Raw genomic sequence first — 17,364 nt, forward strand, 5'->3', positions numbered from 1 at the left:
TGTGTCTAGGTCATCTCCTCTATCAGTTCATTATAAAGATTCCAGATGCCGCCCATTCCATAAAACTGGTCCTGTGTTATATTAAAATGTCCGTATGCTTTCTTCTCTGACAGCAGCATATGATAAAACTGCGTTTCCTTCAGATATGTTAAATACTCCTGCTTTTCCTTGGATATATCTTCAATAAACCCCAGGATAACAGGCCCCTTGTCCTCTATTTTTTCATAGGAGCTAAACTGGAAACGGACCCATTCCCCACTGGTCAGCCTCACTTCGTTTATGGTACGGACATGCTGCTTCAGCGTTTTGTGAAATGCATGCTGCAGTTTGTCATCATCCGTCTTGCTCAATGGCAGGACTTTTTCCGCATACTCAGAAAAGTACGCAGAAAAAGTAAACACTTTAGGAAGGCCTGAAAGGATTTTTTTCTGGTTGACCATATAGACGATCTGGTCTTTAACGTCTACGACAAAAGCTTCCTGCCGGATCTGTGTAAATAAAATGTGCAGAAGCTGAAGCATATCCTCGTTTTTTGTTTTACCAAGTATAAAATCACTTACATCCAATGACATGCAGTAATAGATTCCATCCGCTTCGATCAGCTTCATCCGGGTATAAAAACGGTGCTTTCTATTATGTACTTCCGCATCATGAAGGAATTCTCTGCTCTGAATATCCTCCTGGTATCCCTCGAAAAACTTTTCTGTAGAGAGTAAGGATGAAAGACAGTTTTTATATTTATATCTGACATCATCCCTGCTCTGCTGCAGCATCGAATAAAAAGCGGCATTTCCGTATAAGATTGTAAGCTCCTTATCCCTTTTTAAAAAATAACAGGCCAGGGGGAATGATTCCACTATATCTTTTAGCTGCTCCATATTTCTATCCGATAAAATCGCATCATAATCATTCATAATAATCTCCTTCATTTGTCTCCGCCATCTGTGATCAGCAGCTTTAACCCCTTATTTATGCATAATGGATCTCATCTCAAATGCTTTTATAAAATACATCGATCACAAAGCATATTTGGAATTACATGGTATGATCTTATCATTCCGGCAAGCTTTACGGAAAACAGATCCGCTCACGCAGCATTGTCTTGGTTCACTTTTTCATTATATCTATAAACATTTTCTATACTGTTATTATTTTACAACAAAATCCCTTTTTTTGAAAGAATAAAACACTCTTAAAGAGTAAGAAGTTATGAGAGCGGGATTCCTAGTATTCCATGCATATCATCATCCCAACAGGCCCCTATCGTATTTCAACTGATAAGGGCCTGATTTTCCTATTATATTTTTTATTTATCACATGGATTGGGCTGTATTAAAACAGAAGTTCCCAGCATTTGTTCCAGCTTTACCAGTTCAAAAAACGCATCCGAGCTCATAGGTTTGGCAAAATAATACCCCTGTCCATAGTCGCAATGATACTGATGCAGCAGATCCAACTGCTCTACCGTCTCAATTCCTTCTGCCAAAGAACGCGTCATGGGAAGCTCTTGACAAATCTGCATCGTGTTTTTCATAATAATACGGCTTTTGACGTCGCTGCTCAATCTATCCACCAGGGATTTATCGAATTTGATCTCGCTGAATTCAAGTGTGGTCAGGATAGAGAGATTGGAGTATTTAGACCCAAAATCATCCAGAGATACAGAAAATCCCTCCGCTACGATCTGGTCCATCAGCTTGAGTAATTGCTGCGGCTCCAGCTTACTGATATTTTCTGTCACCTCTATGGTGATATTCTGCGCAGGGACTCCATATTCCCAGCAGATCTGCTTGATCTGTGTCACAATATCGGAGGCCATCAGCGTAACACGTGAAAAGTTTGAGGAGATATGCGTTTCAATCCCCTGGCTTTTCCATCTCTGCAGGTCGGCACAAACCATCTGGAATACAAACAGATCCAAATGGCGGATGACACGTTCCCGCTCATAGTTAGGAATGAATTGATCCGGCAGGATCAGCTTTCCCTGCTTATCCCTTTTCCGTACCAGAGCCTCCGCGCCAATGATACGTCCGTCTTTCAGACAGATCTGCGGCTGGTAATAAACCTCAAAGCGGTGGTCCGAAATATCTCTTAAAAGTTCTGTGGCGATGCCGGCACGTACAATTCTGTCACCTTGTAAAATAGCGTGATAATACCGCTGCTTTTCTGCATACATTAAGTCATCCGCCTTCAGGATTTCTTCATTGGGAGATACATTCCCTTCTCTCCAGGTATGACCAATGGAAACGTCATATTTTTTATTCCTGTCAAAATCCCGTATCAGCCTCTCTGTGAGCATATTAAAATCTTTCTCATCTATATCCACACAGAGCACCGTAAACTCATCTCCGCCTACCCTGTATGCCTCACATCCTACGTGAGACTTCAGGGTATCTGCCACCTTTTTGATCACTCTGTCCCCGTACTCATGACCGTTATTGTCATTTATTTTCTTCATTCCATTGATGTCGATATAGATAACACCTAATGACCGCAGGGTTTGTTCAGAAAGCCTGTCCAGCATTTTTATGTAGCTGTTCCGGTTTTGCAGGCCGGTGAGTAAATCTGTATAACTGGACCGCTCCAAATCCCGGATCAGCCTTCGCCGCTCCATTTCCTCCAACACAAAGCTGCATACGCTGCGGAGCAGAGTTAAATCATCTGTGCTTTCCGTAGGATTGTCGACACCAAGAAAGCCGATGATCTGACCATTTTTTCTAAGCGGCGCGACGGCAAGGCTTTCAATCCCCTGATCTTTTAAGATATGGTACTCAGGTGAATCCACTGCCAGATCCTTGTCCAGTGACGTAATAAAAAACTCTCCGTCAAGCTCAAATTTATAGTTCCACTCACTGACATATTCAATGGGAATTTCCTGCAGAACCTCCATTTGATAGAGAATATCCGGCGCGCACCACTCAAATGTATTTTTGATATGATCCTTTTCGTATTCAAAGATATATGCCCGGTCTGCCGCGTAAAAATGACCGATGATCTCCAAAAAGTGGTCCACCGCCGTACTCACATCGGGTTCGCTGGAAAGCGTTTGAATGCATTCCACCAAAGTTTCTTCCACTGTAAGGCGGTTTGAAACACGGTCGAACTTCTCTTTCTGATCCGTGATATCACGTGCGATTTCCAGCCGGCAGTTTTTGCCTTCATACATGACCAAAATATCTGTAATATCAAACCACATCTGAAGCTTTTCGTTATAATGTTCCCAATGATATGGCTGACCCGGTTTTAATTTACTGTTTGTACAGAATGGACAGACTGTGTCCAGGCCCTGGATCAACTGGTAGCATTTTTTCCCGTAGGTCTCCTGCACATCCTTGAATCCATATAGGGTTGCTGCTGCTTGAGTCATATATAATATTTCATTGGTAGCGGTATCCGTTGCATACGCCACCAGATTTTGCTGATTGATAATAGATTTTTCAAAAAAAGATTCTCTCACAGTATACCTCCACAAAGATCAGACCTACGATCACTCTCCGCCTTCTTTGTTATGTAATCGATCAGTAAAATACTTTTCAATTTCCATGGCCAGGGTATCAAAACTCAATGGCTTTGCCATATGACCATTCATTCCCGCAGCCTCTGCGTTTCGGATGTCCTCAACAAAAGCATCCGCTGTCATTGCAATGATCGGTACCGTTCCTGCATCCGGACGGCTAAGTGCCCGGATCGCTCGGGCGGCTTCATAACCGTTCATCACCGGCATCTGAATATCCATCAATATCAGTGAATAGTAACCGGGAGTGCTGGCCCGAAAAAGCCTGACGGCTTCCTCTCCGTTTGCTGCAGCCTCCAGCCGTGCGCCAAAGCTTCCCAGCAGTTCCAAAGCAATTTCCCGGTTCAGCTCATTGTCTTCTACAAGCAGAAATGTTTTATCCCTGAAATCATATTCTGTTGTTTCATGGCTTGATATTTCTTCACCTCTCAGGTACTTCAGCATACAATTCCTGAATGTAGATTGAAAAAAGGGCTTTTCAATATATCCGTCAATACCGGCGCTCATCTCATTTTTAATCTCACTCCAATCATAGGCGGATACGATCAGTAGCGGCAGCTCACCCACGGATTCCCTTCTGATCTGTTCTGTCACATCTGCTCCATCCAGTCCAAGTATTTCCCAATCCACAATGATCATCTCATATCTTTCGCCGGCCTGATGCCGGTCACGGATATAGGACAATGCCTCACTAACGCTTTCTGCACAATCTGCCCGAACGCCGAGGCCGCTCAGAGCCTGCTGTGCTTCTATAAGAACAATCGGGTCTGCATCCACAAGCAGGATCATCCCCTTTTCACCGGTGTACTCAATAGGCGGATGCTCGATGGGCTGTATAGGCAGTGTCACATAAAAAGCGGTACCCTGTCCCGGCTGGCTCTCCAGCTTAATATCACCGCCCAGCAGCTCAGTGAGACGCTTCACAATAGCAAGCCCAAGGCCGCTGCCCTCGATCCGGTCTGTACGACTGTCACGTTCCCGGGCAAACGTCTCAAAAATACGTTTTTGAAACGCTTCATTTATGCCGGGACCGGTATCCGCAATCGTAAAGAAGAGCGCGGAATCCTCCGGCATATGCTCCACCTCAAATACGATCTGCCCATATTCAGGTGTGAATTTTGAGGCGTTAGACAAGAGATTCAGCAAAATCTGGCGCAGACGCAGCTCATCACTATAGAAATGTTCCTGCCGGATATTCCGCAGATGTACCTTAAAAATCTGATGCTTTGTACGAACATTCGGCAGTGTGATCATGATGATCTCTCTGATCAGTTCAGGCAGTGAAAAGGAAGCCGCATGAATGGAGACTTTTCCACTTTCAATCTGTGACATATCCAGCACATCATTGATGAGATCCAGAAGATGGTGGCTGGAAAGCCGGATCTTATGCAGACAGTCCCTAACACGTTCCGGTTCCTGAAGATGGGCATCCGCTATCTCTGTCATTCCGGCTATGGCATTCATAGGTGTACGGATATCATGACTCATTCGGGAGAGGAAATCGGACTTAGCCGCATTCGCCAGTTTCGCGGTCTCCAGTGCTGTATTGAGCATTTCCGTGCGTTCCTCCAACTGATGCTGCAGCTTTCTAAGCTCGGTGATATCCGTAATGTCAATATACACCACCAGATAAACCGGGGCGTCAGCGATAGGATCAATACAGGTGCCGTGGAGCTGAAGCCAGCAGTCCCTGCCATATTTATCTTTAACACGGATAGATTCGTCCAACTCCAATGCTTCTCTGTTACGCAGTTCCGGAAGAAGGTTCTCAACAGCCCGACGGCTGTCCGGATGCAAAACTCCCATGAAATCAACATCTGACAGATTGTCCAGGTCCACATCAAAAAAGTCCTTTATCCGGCTGCTTGCATCGATCATCACGATCCGGTCCGGTAAAATCCGGTATTTTACAATGAACCCGGGTACATGTTCATAAGCAACACTCTTATCCCGCTGTGCCTGGAGCAGTTCCGTGACATCAATCATGGTCGTATAAGCCAACTGTTTCCCATCCTGATATTCATTTGTAAAGAAATCCACCAGCTTTACCCATCTTGAAGAACCTCCCGGCAGCTTTAAAGGAAGATATGCCTCAAAACTGTCCTCTCCTGCTGTGGACATGCTGTCAATTTTGTTACAGAGAATATCCCAGGTCTCCAGATTATCCATGAAATACTCGTCACAGCGATCATGAAATCTGGCCTCATATTCGGATTTTGTATACCCGATGAGCTGATAATAAAATTCATTGGCCCAGACCAGAGAGAAATGTTCATCCACCTTGTGCTTACTGACGCTGACCTTCATTGCCTGCATCATCATTTCCAGTTCATTCTTCGTCTGTACAAGCTCTGTCACATCTGTCATAACGGTATAGGAAGTTCGGTAGCCGTTCACATATTGATCTGTAAAAAAGCTGACCAGTTTTACCCAATAGCTTGTACCGTCCTCATATTTCATAGGGACAATCATTTCATATTTGTCCTCCCCCTTCTCCAGGACGGATGCCACTTTTTTCGTGAGTGCTTCCCAGCCCTCAGGATTATTACTATAATACTCATCCGCATGGTTGTGAAACAAGGCCTCATATTTTGGCTTTGGATAACCGATCAGTTTATAATAAAATTCATTGGCCCAGATACAGGTAAAGTGCTCGTCCACCAGGTGTGAGCTGACACTGACATTGAGCGCACTCATGAGCATTTCCTGCTCACGCGTCATCGTCTCATAGTTTTTCTGTGCCCGCATCTGCTCTTTCTGCACCTGCATCATTTCCGTCACATCCACCATCGTGGTGTAGGCAACTTGATGCCCATCCATATATTCATCGGTAAAGACAGCCTGCAGTCTGATCCAAAAAAGGGCGCCATTAGGATAGACCATTGGCAGATAAACTGAATACCCTTTTTCACCACCCGCCAAACTCACTTCTATTTTATCTGTGAGTATTTTCCATCCTTCCGGATTATTGTCAAAATACCGGTCGCATTGATTTTGAAAACGCGCTTCGTACTCTGCCTTAGTATAACCGATCAGCTCATAATAATAGTCATTAGCCCAAATACATGTGAGATGCTCATCTAAAAGGTGTTTACTGACACTGGCGCCTAAAACGCCCATCAACATACTGTATTCGTTATTGAGCTGCTCATAGCTTAAATTGATCTCCACCTGGCTCTCCTCCATCGCATCCTTATTTTAATAACCAAATCTTAAATTTACTCATATCAGAACATTTCTGTTACGGCTGTTTCGCTTGGCCTGATAGAGGGTGTCATCAGCCCGCCAGTTCAATCTCCGCCAGTTCTGCCGGAACGTCAAACCACTGACAGATTTCTGTTGTGCCCTGACATAGATCCAATCTTCCAAACTGTTCTATTTCATACTTATTGTGCTCATTTAATATTTTTTATTATAAGCTATGTTCATACATAATTCAATAAAATAGTATCCTTAATGGTGTGAAAATGATAAAATATAAATGTCTTTGCAGACATGGCTTCCATGTAAGTTAAAAAATCGTGAAAATATCTATTTGCTGTAATTGTGGGTTTAATTTCATACATTTAGATTTATGAAAGGATGATATAATGAAATCGGTGTTATTAATAGGACAGTCTAATATGGCTGGACGTGGTTTTTTGCATGAAACCACACCAATTTACAATGAGAGGATTTTTATGTTAAGAAATGGGCGATGGCAAATGATGGCGGAACCAATCCATTTTGACAGAACCGTGGCAGGTATCGGACCGGCATCTTCTTTTGCAGAGGCCTGGTGTAATGCGAACAGGGATAAAACAATCGGTTTAATACCTTGTGCAGAAGGAGGAAGTTCTATTGATGAGTGGCAGGTGAGCGGAACCCTATTTCGACATGCGGTAAGCGAAACAAGATTTGCACTAGAGAACAGTGAGCTTATTGCGATATTATGGCATCAAGGTGAAAGTGACAGCTATGGTGAAAAATACAAAGAATATTATGGAAAGCTTGACCGGATCGTAAATGGTTTTAGAACAGAATTAGGAATTGAGAATGTGCCTTTTATCATAGGGGGATTGGGTGACTATTTGGGGAAATCTGCGTTTGGTGCAGGATGTATAGAATATAAAGAGATCAACAAAGAGCTTCAGAAATATGCAGAAAATCACGAAAACTGCTATTTTGTTACTGGCAATTCTTTATTTTCTAATCCTGATGGGATCCACATTAATGCGGAATCACAGAGACGATTTGGCTTAAGATACTTTGAATCGTTTAACAATAAAAGTCATGTTTACGTGCCGCTTGCAAATGAAACAGATTTAGCAGAAAAATTATTAAAAAGGAGCAACTCCGAATCTGAGGAAAAATACATTGCTTTAGAAAAGTTTACACTTGGAATGATTCCGTATGATGAACTCTTGAACGTATTATAAACAGACAATTTTGGTCTGTAGCACTGAGCAATTACGTTTCTTTCCGTTTAGGAGAATATGTGGTATATTTAAATTATTAGGAGACCGGTAAGGGTTTATTAAATTTATTAAATAAGAAATTGATATCTTTGGGAGGATGAAAAAACCTTGGATGAATTAAAATTATACAATATAGCTTACAAACACCTGTTTAACTGTATTCATTTCGGCTTGTATCCCACCGGTTCGAGTCTTCCTACCGTGCCTGAACTGTGCCAAACCTTTAATGTTTCAAGCACCACCATACACAATGCCCTAAGGCTTCTGCAGGAAGACAATTATGTTTCTCTGAGCCAGGGACGAAGCGCAATTGTTACTTATGATATCAAAGAAGAGGAATGCCGGACAGAATATATGGCTTACAGCTATGCTGCAAAAGATGCACTCTTGGATCTGTGTAATACCATGCTGCTGATTTGGCCGGAGGTCATGCTCCAGGGTCTGAAATTGTGTGGTGAGGATGATTTCAAAAAACTCACTGCTATTTTTAAGAGGATGTCACCCTACAGTGAATATCCATTCTTTGAATTTTTCTTTCAAATCCTGAAGGTCCTGGGAAATCCTTTGTTTCTCAACTTATATCTGAGCACAAGCTTATTTGGGCACTCCTCGATCATGCATCTGGGGGATAAGGCATATATCTATGGTTATATGACCTATCTAAAAAGAGAAACCGAACAGATACTTTCTCTATGTAAGGCATCTGACTACGGACAGCTAAAAGATTTACTTGTCCGCCTTTACCAGAAACAGATTGAGGCCATGCGCCTGTATCACGAATCCCTGCCCCTGCCAGAGGATCCGGTTGAACCGATCCCATACGAATGGAACTATTTTTCGGAACGCCCGCTGATCAGTTTTAATCTGGCTATGAAACTTCTCCGGAAAATTTATTCCTCTTTTGGGAACCAGGAATTCCTTCCCTCCTTTACTTCTCTGGCAAAGGAGTATTCAATGCCCTTGATAACCGTCCGCCGAGCGGTGAAAATACTCAGTGACATTGGAGTTGTAGAAACCATCCCCGGAAAAGGGACACGTGTGCTGGTGGGTTTGGATAACCCTGCGCCCATTTCAAAATTCTCCACTCCGAATTTAAAAAAAGCTTTGCTGCAGTATCTGCAGAGCACACAGATCATTCTGATCATCTGCAAAGATATAGCCCGGGCTGTTTTTCCTACACTTTTGGAGCGTTCCATTCAGGGAACCATATCCTGGCTGCAAAATATTCAGATTTCCAAGGATTACTACATGACTTTCAGTATCTGCTTCAACCTTTTAAAAGAGAACGCGCAGTCACCCGCATTGAGGCAGATCTTGGACGGCCTGATGTACTTTCAGTATCTGGGGTATCCACTCAATGACGTAAAGCCTTATGCTTTCAGGTTTGATTCCCGCTCAACCACTGTCCTGTTGAAAAGTCTGGAAGAAAAAGACGGAGAGCTGTTTGCGGCAGAACTGCAGCGTTTGGCACTTGATATCTTTAAAGCCGGAAAAGAAAAGCTCATTGCCGGTGGAATTCAGGAGGCCGATGCCATTGTATTGCCCCCGCTCCATTAAGGGTCTATATTGGTGATGAGGAATATCTATTTATAGGATAGCAAAACCCGTAATGGCTACACCATTTCCGGTTTTTGCTATCCTGTTGGTAAGAAAAAAGTATACCAACAGAGCTGTCGCTGCTCTTTGCTTAAGCAGGGGAGAAAATACCTGCGCACCGGCAGCTCTGCTTTTGTCCGCGATACTTTAAAATGTAAAATGGCACGCATGTCTACAGAATATCCGAACTAACCTTATTGATTTATTTATTTTTTCATCTTGAACTGCCCTATCACAAAAATTGACAGAACAACTCAAGATCAGCCCCGGCACTCCCGCAAAACTTTATTTCAATTGATCCAAACGGCCATTTTGAATCGCTTTTATGTTCTTTGCAATTCTTTCCTCCGGCCAGTCCCACCACTTTAATTCTGTCAGCAGGTCAATGGTTTCCTCCGAATAACGCTTTCTGATGGATTTTGCGGGAATACCGCCTACAATGGTATATGGTGATACGTCCTTTGTCACTACAGCGCAGGCACCGATAATTGCCCCGTCACCAATGGTTACCCCTGCCATAATGACAGCCTCATAGCCAATCCAGACATCATTGCCGATGATGATATCTCCCTTATTATCCCAAGAATCTGTCACATTCTTTTTTTCAAGTTCCCACTCTTCAAAGAAAAGGGGAAAGGGATAGGTTGACAGGGATGATACGGTATGATTGGCACTGTTAAAGAGAAATTTTGCCCCGCATCCGATGGAGCAGAATCTGCCAATGATCAAACGGTCATGGTTTATGGGATAATGATACAGAACATTATTTTTCTCAAAACCTGTTGGGTCATTGACAAAATCATTGTACATTGTATAATCGCCTACCTGAATACTCGGGTCAGTAATTGCATTTTTTAAGTAAATCGTCTGTTTATCCCCTGTTCTGGGATATAATTTCTTTGAATCCGCCATTTTAATAATCCTCCTCTATATTATTAAAGCCATAATAGTATTCCAGCATTTCACGGGAATAATCCACGACTTTGCCGGCAGGTAAGATCAGCACCCGGTTGATGCCAATCTGCTCAACGAACCACGGGTTATGACTGACAACCATAATGGTACCTTCAAAAAGATCAAAGTTTTTGCCAATGATACTCTGTGTTTCAGGGTCCAAGTGATTCGTGGGCTCGTCAAGAAGCAGAAAGTTTGCCTTTTGCAGCAAAATCCTGCATAGTGCAATGCGGGCTTTTTCACCGGGAGACAGAACCTCTGCTTTTTTATTGATATCATCTTCATAAAAAAGAAAATTGCTTAAAACAGACCGCAGCTCCTTAACGGCATATCCCTCTGTCTGTACATTCTCAAAAACAGTTTTTTGCAGATCAAGTTGTTCCAGTTCCTGGGCATAATAAGCCACATCCGTTTTCGGATGAAACCGAACTTCCCCTGCATCAGGGGTAAGAATACCCATGAGCAGCTTGAGCAGTGTAGATTTTCCCACACCGTTTTTGCCAACCACCAAAAAACGCTCTTTTCTTTTTATTTGAAACGACAAATCGTTGTAGAGATACGGCTGATCCGGATAACAAAATGACAGGTTTTTTACCTGTAATGGGATATCCCCGCTTTCCCGCACAGGATGGATATCCATTTTAACACGCTTATAAACCCGTTCACGGCTGTGCTGCCTGCTCCGTTTTTTCTCCAGACGCAGCGCCCGTTCCTGTCCCATGCGTTTGATCGCATGATTGGTACGGCTTGCCTGGTTTGCCCGCCGTACAAAATCTTCCAGTTCCCTGATTTCTTTTTCCTCCTGAGCAATGATTCGTTCACGCAAACGCCGTTCCTCCGCATATTTCTTTTTGTAAGTTTTATAATCGCCGTCATAGATGGATATTTTATGCGTCACTTTATTGATGAACAGTATTTTATTTATGATCTGATCGAGAAAGGTCACATCATGGCTGATGATCAATACCAGCCCTTTATAATTTTTGAGAAAATCCGTCACAAACTCTTTTGAAGCTGCATCTAAATGATTTGTGGGTTCATCTAAAAGCAGGATTTCAGATTTTGAGTACAGAACACGCGCGAAAGCTATCTTTGATTTCTGCCCGCCGGACAGACGGCTAAGGGGCGTTTCCAACAGATCAATGTCAATCTGCATACGGTCTATCATATCAAGCAGAATACTTTCCGCATTATAATAGTCAAAAAACTCTAAACGGGTCTGGATCTTCTCCATTTGTGTAAGCAACGGCCCCTGCTCCGAAACATCTGCCTGTTCCAACTTCTGATAAATCCGGTCCAGCTCTGTCTCCAGCCTGCCAATGGGACGTCCCCCCTGTAGGTATTCAAGTACCGTACAGGACTCATTCTCCACCGCAATTTCCTGGGGCAGATAACCAATGCGTGCATTATGCGTGTTAATACTTCCGCTGTCTAATTCCTGCTCCCGCAGCAGAACACGGAACAATGTGGTTTTCCCGGAACCATTGACACCAACAATACCTACTTTATCATGATCATTCACTTGAAATTCTGCGTCCTCATAGATTACTTCCAAACCAAAGGCGAGATTCATATTACTGCCTTTCATAGTCATAACCAAACCTTTCCATTTTACTTTTTATTATATTTTTTATTATTTTTCATAGTATTCTGTATTGCCGATCAATTTTTTTGTCTCCCAGGATTTACTCTTAAAGTAGACAATACCTGCCAGAGCAGGCAATATGGGAGACAAAGCCTGACCAATATATACACCTATTGCTCCCATCTGCATGGGAAACGCCAGTAACCAACAGACCGGCAGTCTCACGATAACGGCATCCAAGAAAGCATTACACATGGCAATATTCGCAGAGCCTGCGCCGATAGCAAAAGAATCCAGCGTGTACAATACTGCATAAACCAGGCTGTTGATACTACAGCAGATACGAAGATACATGACTCCTTCTGTGATCACCTCTGTACCGGCAGGGTTAAAAAGCATAATAACGGCTTCTGCAAAAATTTGGACCAATACAACTGTAAGAAACGTTACAAAAGTATTTATCAATAATCCGTACCGCGTGGTTTTCTTTACTCTTTCCGTATCTTGTGCCCCCATATTTTGTCCCGCCATAGCAGTTACCGCCTGCCCGATGGCCCAGCACGGCATACCTGCAAAGGTATTTACCTTTAGTCCAATACCGGAAGCTGCCGCCACCGAAACACCAAAGGTATTCAGCATTCCCGTGATCAGCAGATATGAGATATTGACGATAACCATTTGAAGAGCTGTCGGTAAACCCACCTTCAAAATGATGGTCAGCTTCTCTTTTTGAACCGCAAAACTTCTCAGTTTAAAATCAAATATAAATTTTTTTCGTTTCAAATGTATTACAGAGACAACTAAGGATATACCCTGTGAAAAAACAGTTGCGTAAGCTGCGCCCTTTGTCCCCATACCCATAGGACCAACAAATAAAAAATCCAAAAAAACATTTATCACTGCAGCTATGGTCACAAAGTACAGCGGACTTTTGGAATCTCCAAAACCCTTCATGAGGGAACAAACCGCATTATAACCAAAAACAAATACTGTTCCCACACAGATAACCTGCATATAAGCACAGGCATCTTCCATCGCCTCCGCAGGCACCTGGAGAATGGAAAAAAGAGGGGAATATGCCAGTAAACCTGCGATCGTAACAATGATGGAGGCAATAAAAGACAGACTGAATAAGGTTCCAATGGTCTCTTTTTGTCCCTGCTCATCATTTGCCCCTTTGTATTGAGCGGCCAAAACAGTCCCGCCCATTGTGACACCAATGCAAACGGAATTGATTATGAAACTTATCATGGAGGCATTGCTGACAGCGGCAAGACCAGTTTTTCCCACAACTCTCCCCACTACCAGCATATCCACCATACTATAAAGCGACTGCAATATGTTTGCGCCCAATAGAGGTACTGCAAATCGTATCAGTTTCTTGGGAACACTCCCCACCGTCAAATCTTGTTCTTTATTTTCCATTTTAATAGTCCTTTCAAAAAATAAAAGCAGAGGCAGCCATACCCCACGGCGTGGCCCTCTGCTTTTTCCATGCTACAATAAAGACATAGCGGAACTAGATAACAAAAGGCCGCAGACAAAACATTGTCCACGGCCAAATATCCAATCATCTGAGTTGTTCAAAAGGTAACACAAATAAGGCTCTTAAATCAGAATCCTCTGATCTATACAGCCCTACCTCTCAAATAAATCTGTTTATCTGATTGGGCTCCACACAATGTTCTGTCTTATATGATTGTGCAGAGCCGGATCCAATGCAGAACTTCCCAAACAACAGCATTGTGTTCACCCCTTTTCCTCTTTTTCATAACTTGATTATAAAAGAAATAAAACTTACTTGTCAAGTGTCTTACAAGAAGTCTTTCATTTCAGAATTAAATACCTCACTGTTCATTCTGTAAAATAGTATTTATCGGCCTCTTAATCTTTTCATTCATGTATTCCTTAAAACACAAACATGACAAATAACAGAAGATATGTTTTCTTAATATCTCTATTGACCAACAGATAGGTAACCCCATATATAAATCCGCTAAGGATAGCTAATAATCCCGCAAAGAGCGACCCTTTTGTCAAAATATGCCCCGCCCCCCAGGTCAATGCAGCCACGATTCCGCCATATGGAAATTTCTGATTCCCAAACCATTTTTCAAATGCCTTTTGTCCGAAAACGATGATGAGTGTAAATAGCCCTGTTTCAAAAACATAATATATATACTGAAATATAAACTTCAGCACTCCGTTGTAATAAAACTCTTTTACAACCTTAAATCCACCCCAGTCAATATATGACACGGACAATGTAAATATCAGACATGCGCCCACAGCGATCCACTGAAACGGTTTCATTCTCTCCGTTTTCTGAAACAGATCAAAACCATATTTACATTTTGCTTCTTTGATCAGCAGAAAAATAACAACTCCCCAAAGAATACATGTTATGACCCAATGAGCAATATTTTGTAAAACTGACCACTCACTCAAGGCGCCTCCATATAAAAACGGTTCTATAAGAAATGCAAGAAGCGCTTCTATTCCCAGTCCCGCAAATGCATACAATGCAAGACACATATAATCCCATCCTCTAGTTTTATCCATATCACATACTCCTTTTGCCATAAAAACAGGGTTACGGCTGATTTCACTTTTCTATTTGATCCCCTCCACAATAACAGCTCTGCTGTCAACACTATTAATACGTTTTGACATGATAGCTTTATATTCGGGCGAAGAAAAACAGGCATCCAGATTTTCTTTGCTGTCAAATTTTATCAGAATGACACGTTGGGGAGTTCTTCCCCCACAAAAACTACATACATTCTCCGTTCTTGCTAAATATTCCCCGCCATAGCTTTCGACAATCGGTTTTACAGCATGAATATACTCGTCGTATTCCCCACGCCCCTTTTGTTCATCAATATAAGTATCTACAATAAAATACCAAGACATAAGATTCCTCCTTTTCTTTCCAATCACTGATTTTCAGTTTGACAGACCGTAATTTGTTCTTTACTTCCATGTAGATGGATAATCCAAATGATAGGGCAATTTTGTATTACGACTGCCTTTTGCGGAATTAACTTGTCCTTGTGTCAAAAAAACAGCTTCACTTAAATCCGCATTTTTAAAATTAGTATCTCTCGTGTCAGCTCCTAAAAAATTCGTTCCATTGAAAAGGCTCTTTTCAAAATTTGCGGCTATTAAAAGCTTAGTGCTAAGGTCTGCTCCACTCATGTCCTGTCCCTTGAAATTGCCTCCAAGAAAATCTGTTGGAAGTTTTTTGCCTGTATTACGGATACTTTGCTGAAGCAGCTTACACACTTGCTTTAAAATATGATTCGCCCTCTGCCTGTATTGCTCTAAATCTAAAGATAAGATACCGGCAGGGCTGTCATTGCACATTTTAATATTTTCCTCAATCAAACACTGAAGGGATTTTTTTAATGGCTGTGCTGAAATAAGCGACGTTGCTTCTATCAAATAATATCTGATCTGATAAAGCTTAAACACAATTATAAAAGCATCAAAAATTTCTGATGATCGGTTTGGTATGTCCTTCCAAGTCTGACCTTCATAAATAACTTGTGTCACATGCTGTCCGGCGCCAAAGCAGTCATAACCAATGCAGCCCTTCATTTTCTGCTTTTCAAGCTGCGAATGTATTTTACATCGGTAATCTTTTAATAAATTAATGCATGGCTGCCCTGATACTTTATCTTTTGGAAAGCCATCTGCTTTTGAACAAAACAGAGCCGTACAACACAATCCCGAACATTTTGAACAATCCGATTTCATATGTTCCCATATTTTATCATTTCTTTCATGTATCATCATTTTATTTTTTAATCCCTTCAACATCTAATCTATCTATTTACCGGTTCATCCAGCATTTTACGATCATCACTTCCAGTTGATACATCGCTTTCTATGTGCCGGAATGGATACCCTCTCATCCTACATACCCACTATTTTTCTTACTGTATTTGCTGTCCGTATTGTAATATCGCCGCTTATATTTGAGTTGGCAGTCTTTGCCCACCAATTTGTCTTTCGATAATCCTTACGACAAAAAGACCAGAAAACAGCATTTTTGTAGTGATAGGATTTCTCATACTCCTCATTCGGATTACCGATTTCCTCGTAAAACTTCTCATACGATAAAGGCGGCATGATAAATATAAGATTATCATATATTTCTTTACTGTCATCTCCCCACCAATCGGGAGCATGATTTACTATATCCTCAAGCAATTCCTGTGAAAGAACAAAAACCGGTATATCCAATCCAAATCTGTCTTTTATCAACAGCTTGATTTTATTTGAAAGGGTATCAATATCATCAATGGCACTTGAAAAAATCACATTCCCACTGTTAAGATATGTGGCAGCCTCTGCAAATCCAAGTTCTGTAAAACCTGCTTTTAATTCAGCCATGGGAATCTTGTTTTTTCCACTTATATTTATCCCTCTCAATAATGCAATGTATCTTTTCATATAATCCTCTTCTCCATAACCTCCGAATCACTGGTAACCTCGAATCACTGGCCCACCGAAAGCTGTTACTTTAAAACTTAATACTCATCAAAAAATTTCTGCAGTTTATCCACAAACTGCCCTATGTGTAAGCCATCTACAAAAGAGTGATGCGCCTGAACAGAAACAGGAAGTATCATTTCCCCATTTTTTTCATAATACTTTCCCCAATCAAAAAGAGGAGTTGCATTCTCTTTCTTTCCGGAATTGGTATGTGAAATATGTGTATATGTGACCCATGGCATAGGAGAGCATTGGAACACATCATTCCCAAGCGGCCCGGTAAAGTATTCTTTTTGCTCTCTCGCTGTCTTTAATGCGGATTCGCAGTATTCCTTCAAATCTTCTGTAAAAGGTACATTGACAACCTTAAAGAGTTTTGTTTCATCGTTTAGATATGTAAATGCAGTATCAATTTTATCAAACAACACAACCTGTCCGTCTAAAAAGCGATAACGAAACGCTTCGATTTCATTGGCACATTTACAGACTGCATAGACCATTGCCATAGTAAAAGAGAGTCCCTGTTCTTTTATTTTTCTCTTAAAATTTGTTATATTTGCTTCAAAAGTCACACAAAACGCCGGCTCAATACTGTCTCTGAAAATAAAACAATGCATTGCTCTTTCCCATGTTTTTTCGTCAATCACCTGATACGAATTAGACATATTCTCATCACTCCTCCATCTGATCTTCAACTCAGCAGTTCCTGATTTTCAGTCCGATAAATCGGATAAGCAGCTTTCTCTCTTTAGCCATGG

The 17,364-nt window shown here is 41.8% G+C and carries 13 protein-coding genes; 2 read left to right on the forward strand and 11 right to left on the reverse strand.

The genetic code is table 11. The annotated features are described in order from the left end of the window. Positions 1-5 precede the first annotated feature (5 nt). The 3 genes from BLCOC_RS14970 to BLCOC_RS14980 all read right to left on the reverse strand — a co-directional run bounded on the left by BLCOC_RS14970 (position 6) and on the right by BLCOC_RS14980 (position 6,685). Positions 6-914 carry a PAS domain-containing protein gene (locus BLCOC_RS14970; protein WP_207660193.1) on the reverse strand — a complete coding sequence of 303 codons (909 nt, stop codon included), beginning with the start codon at positions 912-914 and terminating at the stop codon, positions 6-8. Positions 915-1,306: 392 nt separating this feature from the next. Beyond that, complete coding sequence (locus BLCOC_RS14975) at positions 1,307-3,457, reverse strand: sensor domain-containing phosphodiesterase (RefSeq protein WP_115622625.1); 2,151 nt, start codon at positions 3,455-3,457, stop codon at positions 1,307-1,309. A 30-nt stretch (positions 3,458-3,487) separates the two neighbouring features. Next, positions 3,488-6,685, reverse strand: coding sequence for a PAS domain-containing hybrid sensor histidine kinase/response regulator (locus tag BLCOC_RS14980; RefSeq protein ID WP_115625408.1), 3,198 nt, complete (start codon positions 6,683-6,685; stop codon positions 3,488-3,490). Positions 6,686-7,104: 419 nt separating this feature from the next. On the opposite strand from BLCOC_RS14980, the gene BLCOC_RS14985 reads away from it, so the two are divergent. Both BLCOC_RS14985 and BLCOC_RS14990 read left to right on the forward strand, forming a co-directional pair. Next, a complete protein-coding gene (locus BLCOC_RS14985) occupies positions 7,105-7,932 on the forward strand; it encodes a sialate O-acetylesterase (protein ID WP_026255744.1) in 828 nt (275 codons plus the stop codon). A gap of 147 nt (positions 7,933-8,079) precedes the next feature. Then, complete coding sequence (locus BLCOC_RS14990) at positions 8,080-9,528, forward strand: GntR family transcriptional regulator (protein WP_115622626.1); 1,449 nt, start codon at positions 8,080-8,082, stop codon at positions 9,526-9,528. 324 nt (positions 9,529-9,852) lie between these two features. Here BLCOC_RS14990 and BLCOC_RS14995 read toward each other — a convergent pair whose 3' ends face one another. The 8 genes from BLCOC_RS14995 to BLCOC_RS15030 form a co-directional block, all read right to left on the reverse strand. Then, entirely contained in the window at positions 9,853-10,479 is a 627-nt protein-coding gene (locus tag BLCOC_RS14995) for a CatB-related O-acetyltransferase (protein WP_115622627.1), read from the reverse strand. 1 nt (position 10,480) lies between these two features. Then, positions 10,481-12,109 (reverse strand): ribosomal protection-like ABC-F family protein, encoded by a 1,629-nt coding sequence (gene abc-f / locus BLCOC_RS15000; protein ID WP_115625409.1) that lies wholly within the window; start codon positions 12,107-12,109, stop codon positions 10,481-10,483. Positions 12,110-12,154: 45 nt separating this feature from the next. Further along, positions 12,155-13,531: an MATE family efflux transporter gene (locus BLCOC_RS15005; RefSeq protein WP_115622628.1), complete on the reverse strand. Its 1,377-nt coding sequence runs from the start codon at positions 13,529-13,531 to the stop codon at positions 12,155-12,157. Between the two features lie 483 nt (positions 13,532-14,014). Further along, positions 14,015-14,668, reverse strand: coding sequence for a hypothetical protein (locus tag BLCOC_RS15010; RefSeq protein ID WP_115622629.1), 654 nt, complete (start codon positions 14,666-14,668; stop codon positions 14,015-14,017). 51 nt (positions 14,669-14,719) lie between these two features. Beyond that, positions 14,720-15,019: a DUF1330 domain-containing protein gene (locus BLCOC_RS15015; protein ID WP_029468903.1), complete on the reverse strand. Its 300-nt coding sequence runs from the start codon at positions 15,017-15,019 to the stop codon at positions 14,720-14,722. Between the two features lie 60 nt (positions 15,020-15,079). Next, positions 15,080-15,904, reverse strand: a complete 825-nt coding sequence (locus BLCOC_RS15020) for a pentapeptide repeat-containing protein (RefSeq protein ID WP_242998958.1) — start codon at positions 15,902-15,904, stop codon at positions 15,080-15,082. A gap of 120 nt (positions 15,905-16,024) precedes the next feature. Further along, a complete protein-coding gene (locus BLCOC_RS15025; protein ID WP_115622631.1) occupies positions 16,025-16,564 on the reverse strand; it encodes a DUF1697 domain-containing protein in 540 nt (179 codons plus the stop codon). 77 nt (positions 16,565-16,641) lie between these two features. Beyond that, positions 16,642-17,271, reverse strand: coding sequence for a CatA-like O-acetyltransferase (locus tag BLCOC_RS15030; protein WP_115622632.1), 630 nt, complete (start codon positions 17,269-17,271; stop codon positions 16,642-16,644). Positions 17,272-17,364: the final 93 nt, after the last annotated feature.

Source organism: Blautia coccoides, assembly GCF_034355335.1.
GTDB classification, from domain to species: Bacteria; Bacillota; Clostridia; order Lachnospirales; family Lachnospiraceae; genus Blautia; species Blautia producta.

Coding starts and splice junctions, on each gene's coding strand:
- BLCOC_RS14970 (WP_207660193.1), bottom strand. CDS start 914: ATGAATGATTATGATGCGATTTTATCGGATAGAAATATGGAGCAGCTA.
- BLCOC_RS14985 (WP_026255744.1), top strand. CDS start 7,105: ATGAAATCGGTGTTATTAATAGGACAGTCTAATATGGCTGGACGTGGT.
- BLCOC_RS14995 (WP_115622627.1), bottom strand. CDS start 10,479: ATGGCGGATTCAAAGAAATTATATCCCAGAACAGGGGATAAACAGACG.
- abc-f (WP_115625409.1), bottom strand. CDS start 12,109: ATGAAAGGCAGTAATATGAATCTCGCCTTTGGTTTGGAAGTAATCTAT.
- BLCOC_RS15005 (WP_115622628.1), bottom strand. CDS start 13,531: ATGGAAAATAAAGAACAAGATTTGACGGTGGGGAGTGTTCCCAAGAAA.
- BLCOC_RS15010 (WP_115622629.1), bottom strand. CDS start 14,668: ATGGATAAAACTAGAGGATGGGATTATATGTGTCTTGCATTGTATGCA.
- BLCOC_RS15015 (WP_029468903.1), bottom strand. CDS start 15,019: ATGTCTTGGTATTTTATTGTAGATACTTATATTGATGAACAAAAGGGG.
- BLCOC_RS15020 (WP_242998958.1), bottom strand. CDS start 15,904: ATGATGATACATGAAAGAAATGATAAAATATGGGAACATATGAAATCG.
- BLCOC_RS15025 (WP_115622631.1), bottom strand. CDS start 16,564: ATGAAAAGATACATTGCATTATTGAGAGGGATAAATATAAGTGGAAAA.
- BLCOC_RS15030 (WP_115622632.1), bottom strand. CDS start 17,271: ATGTCTAATTCGTATCAGGTGATTGACGAAAAAACATGGGAAAGAGCA.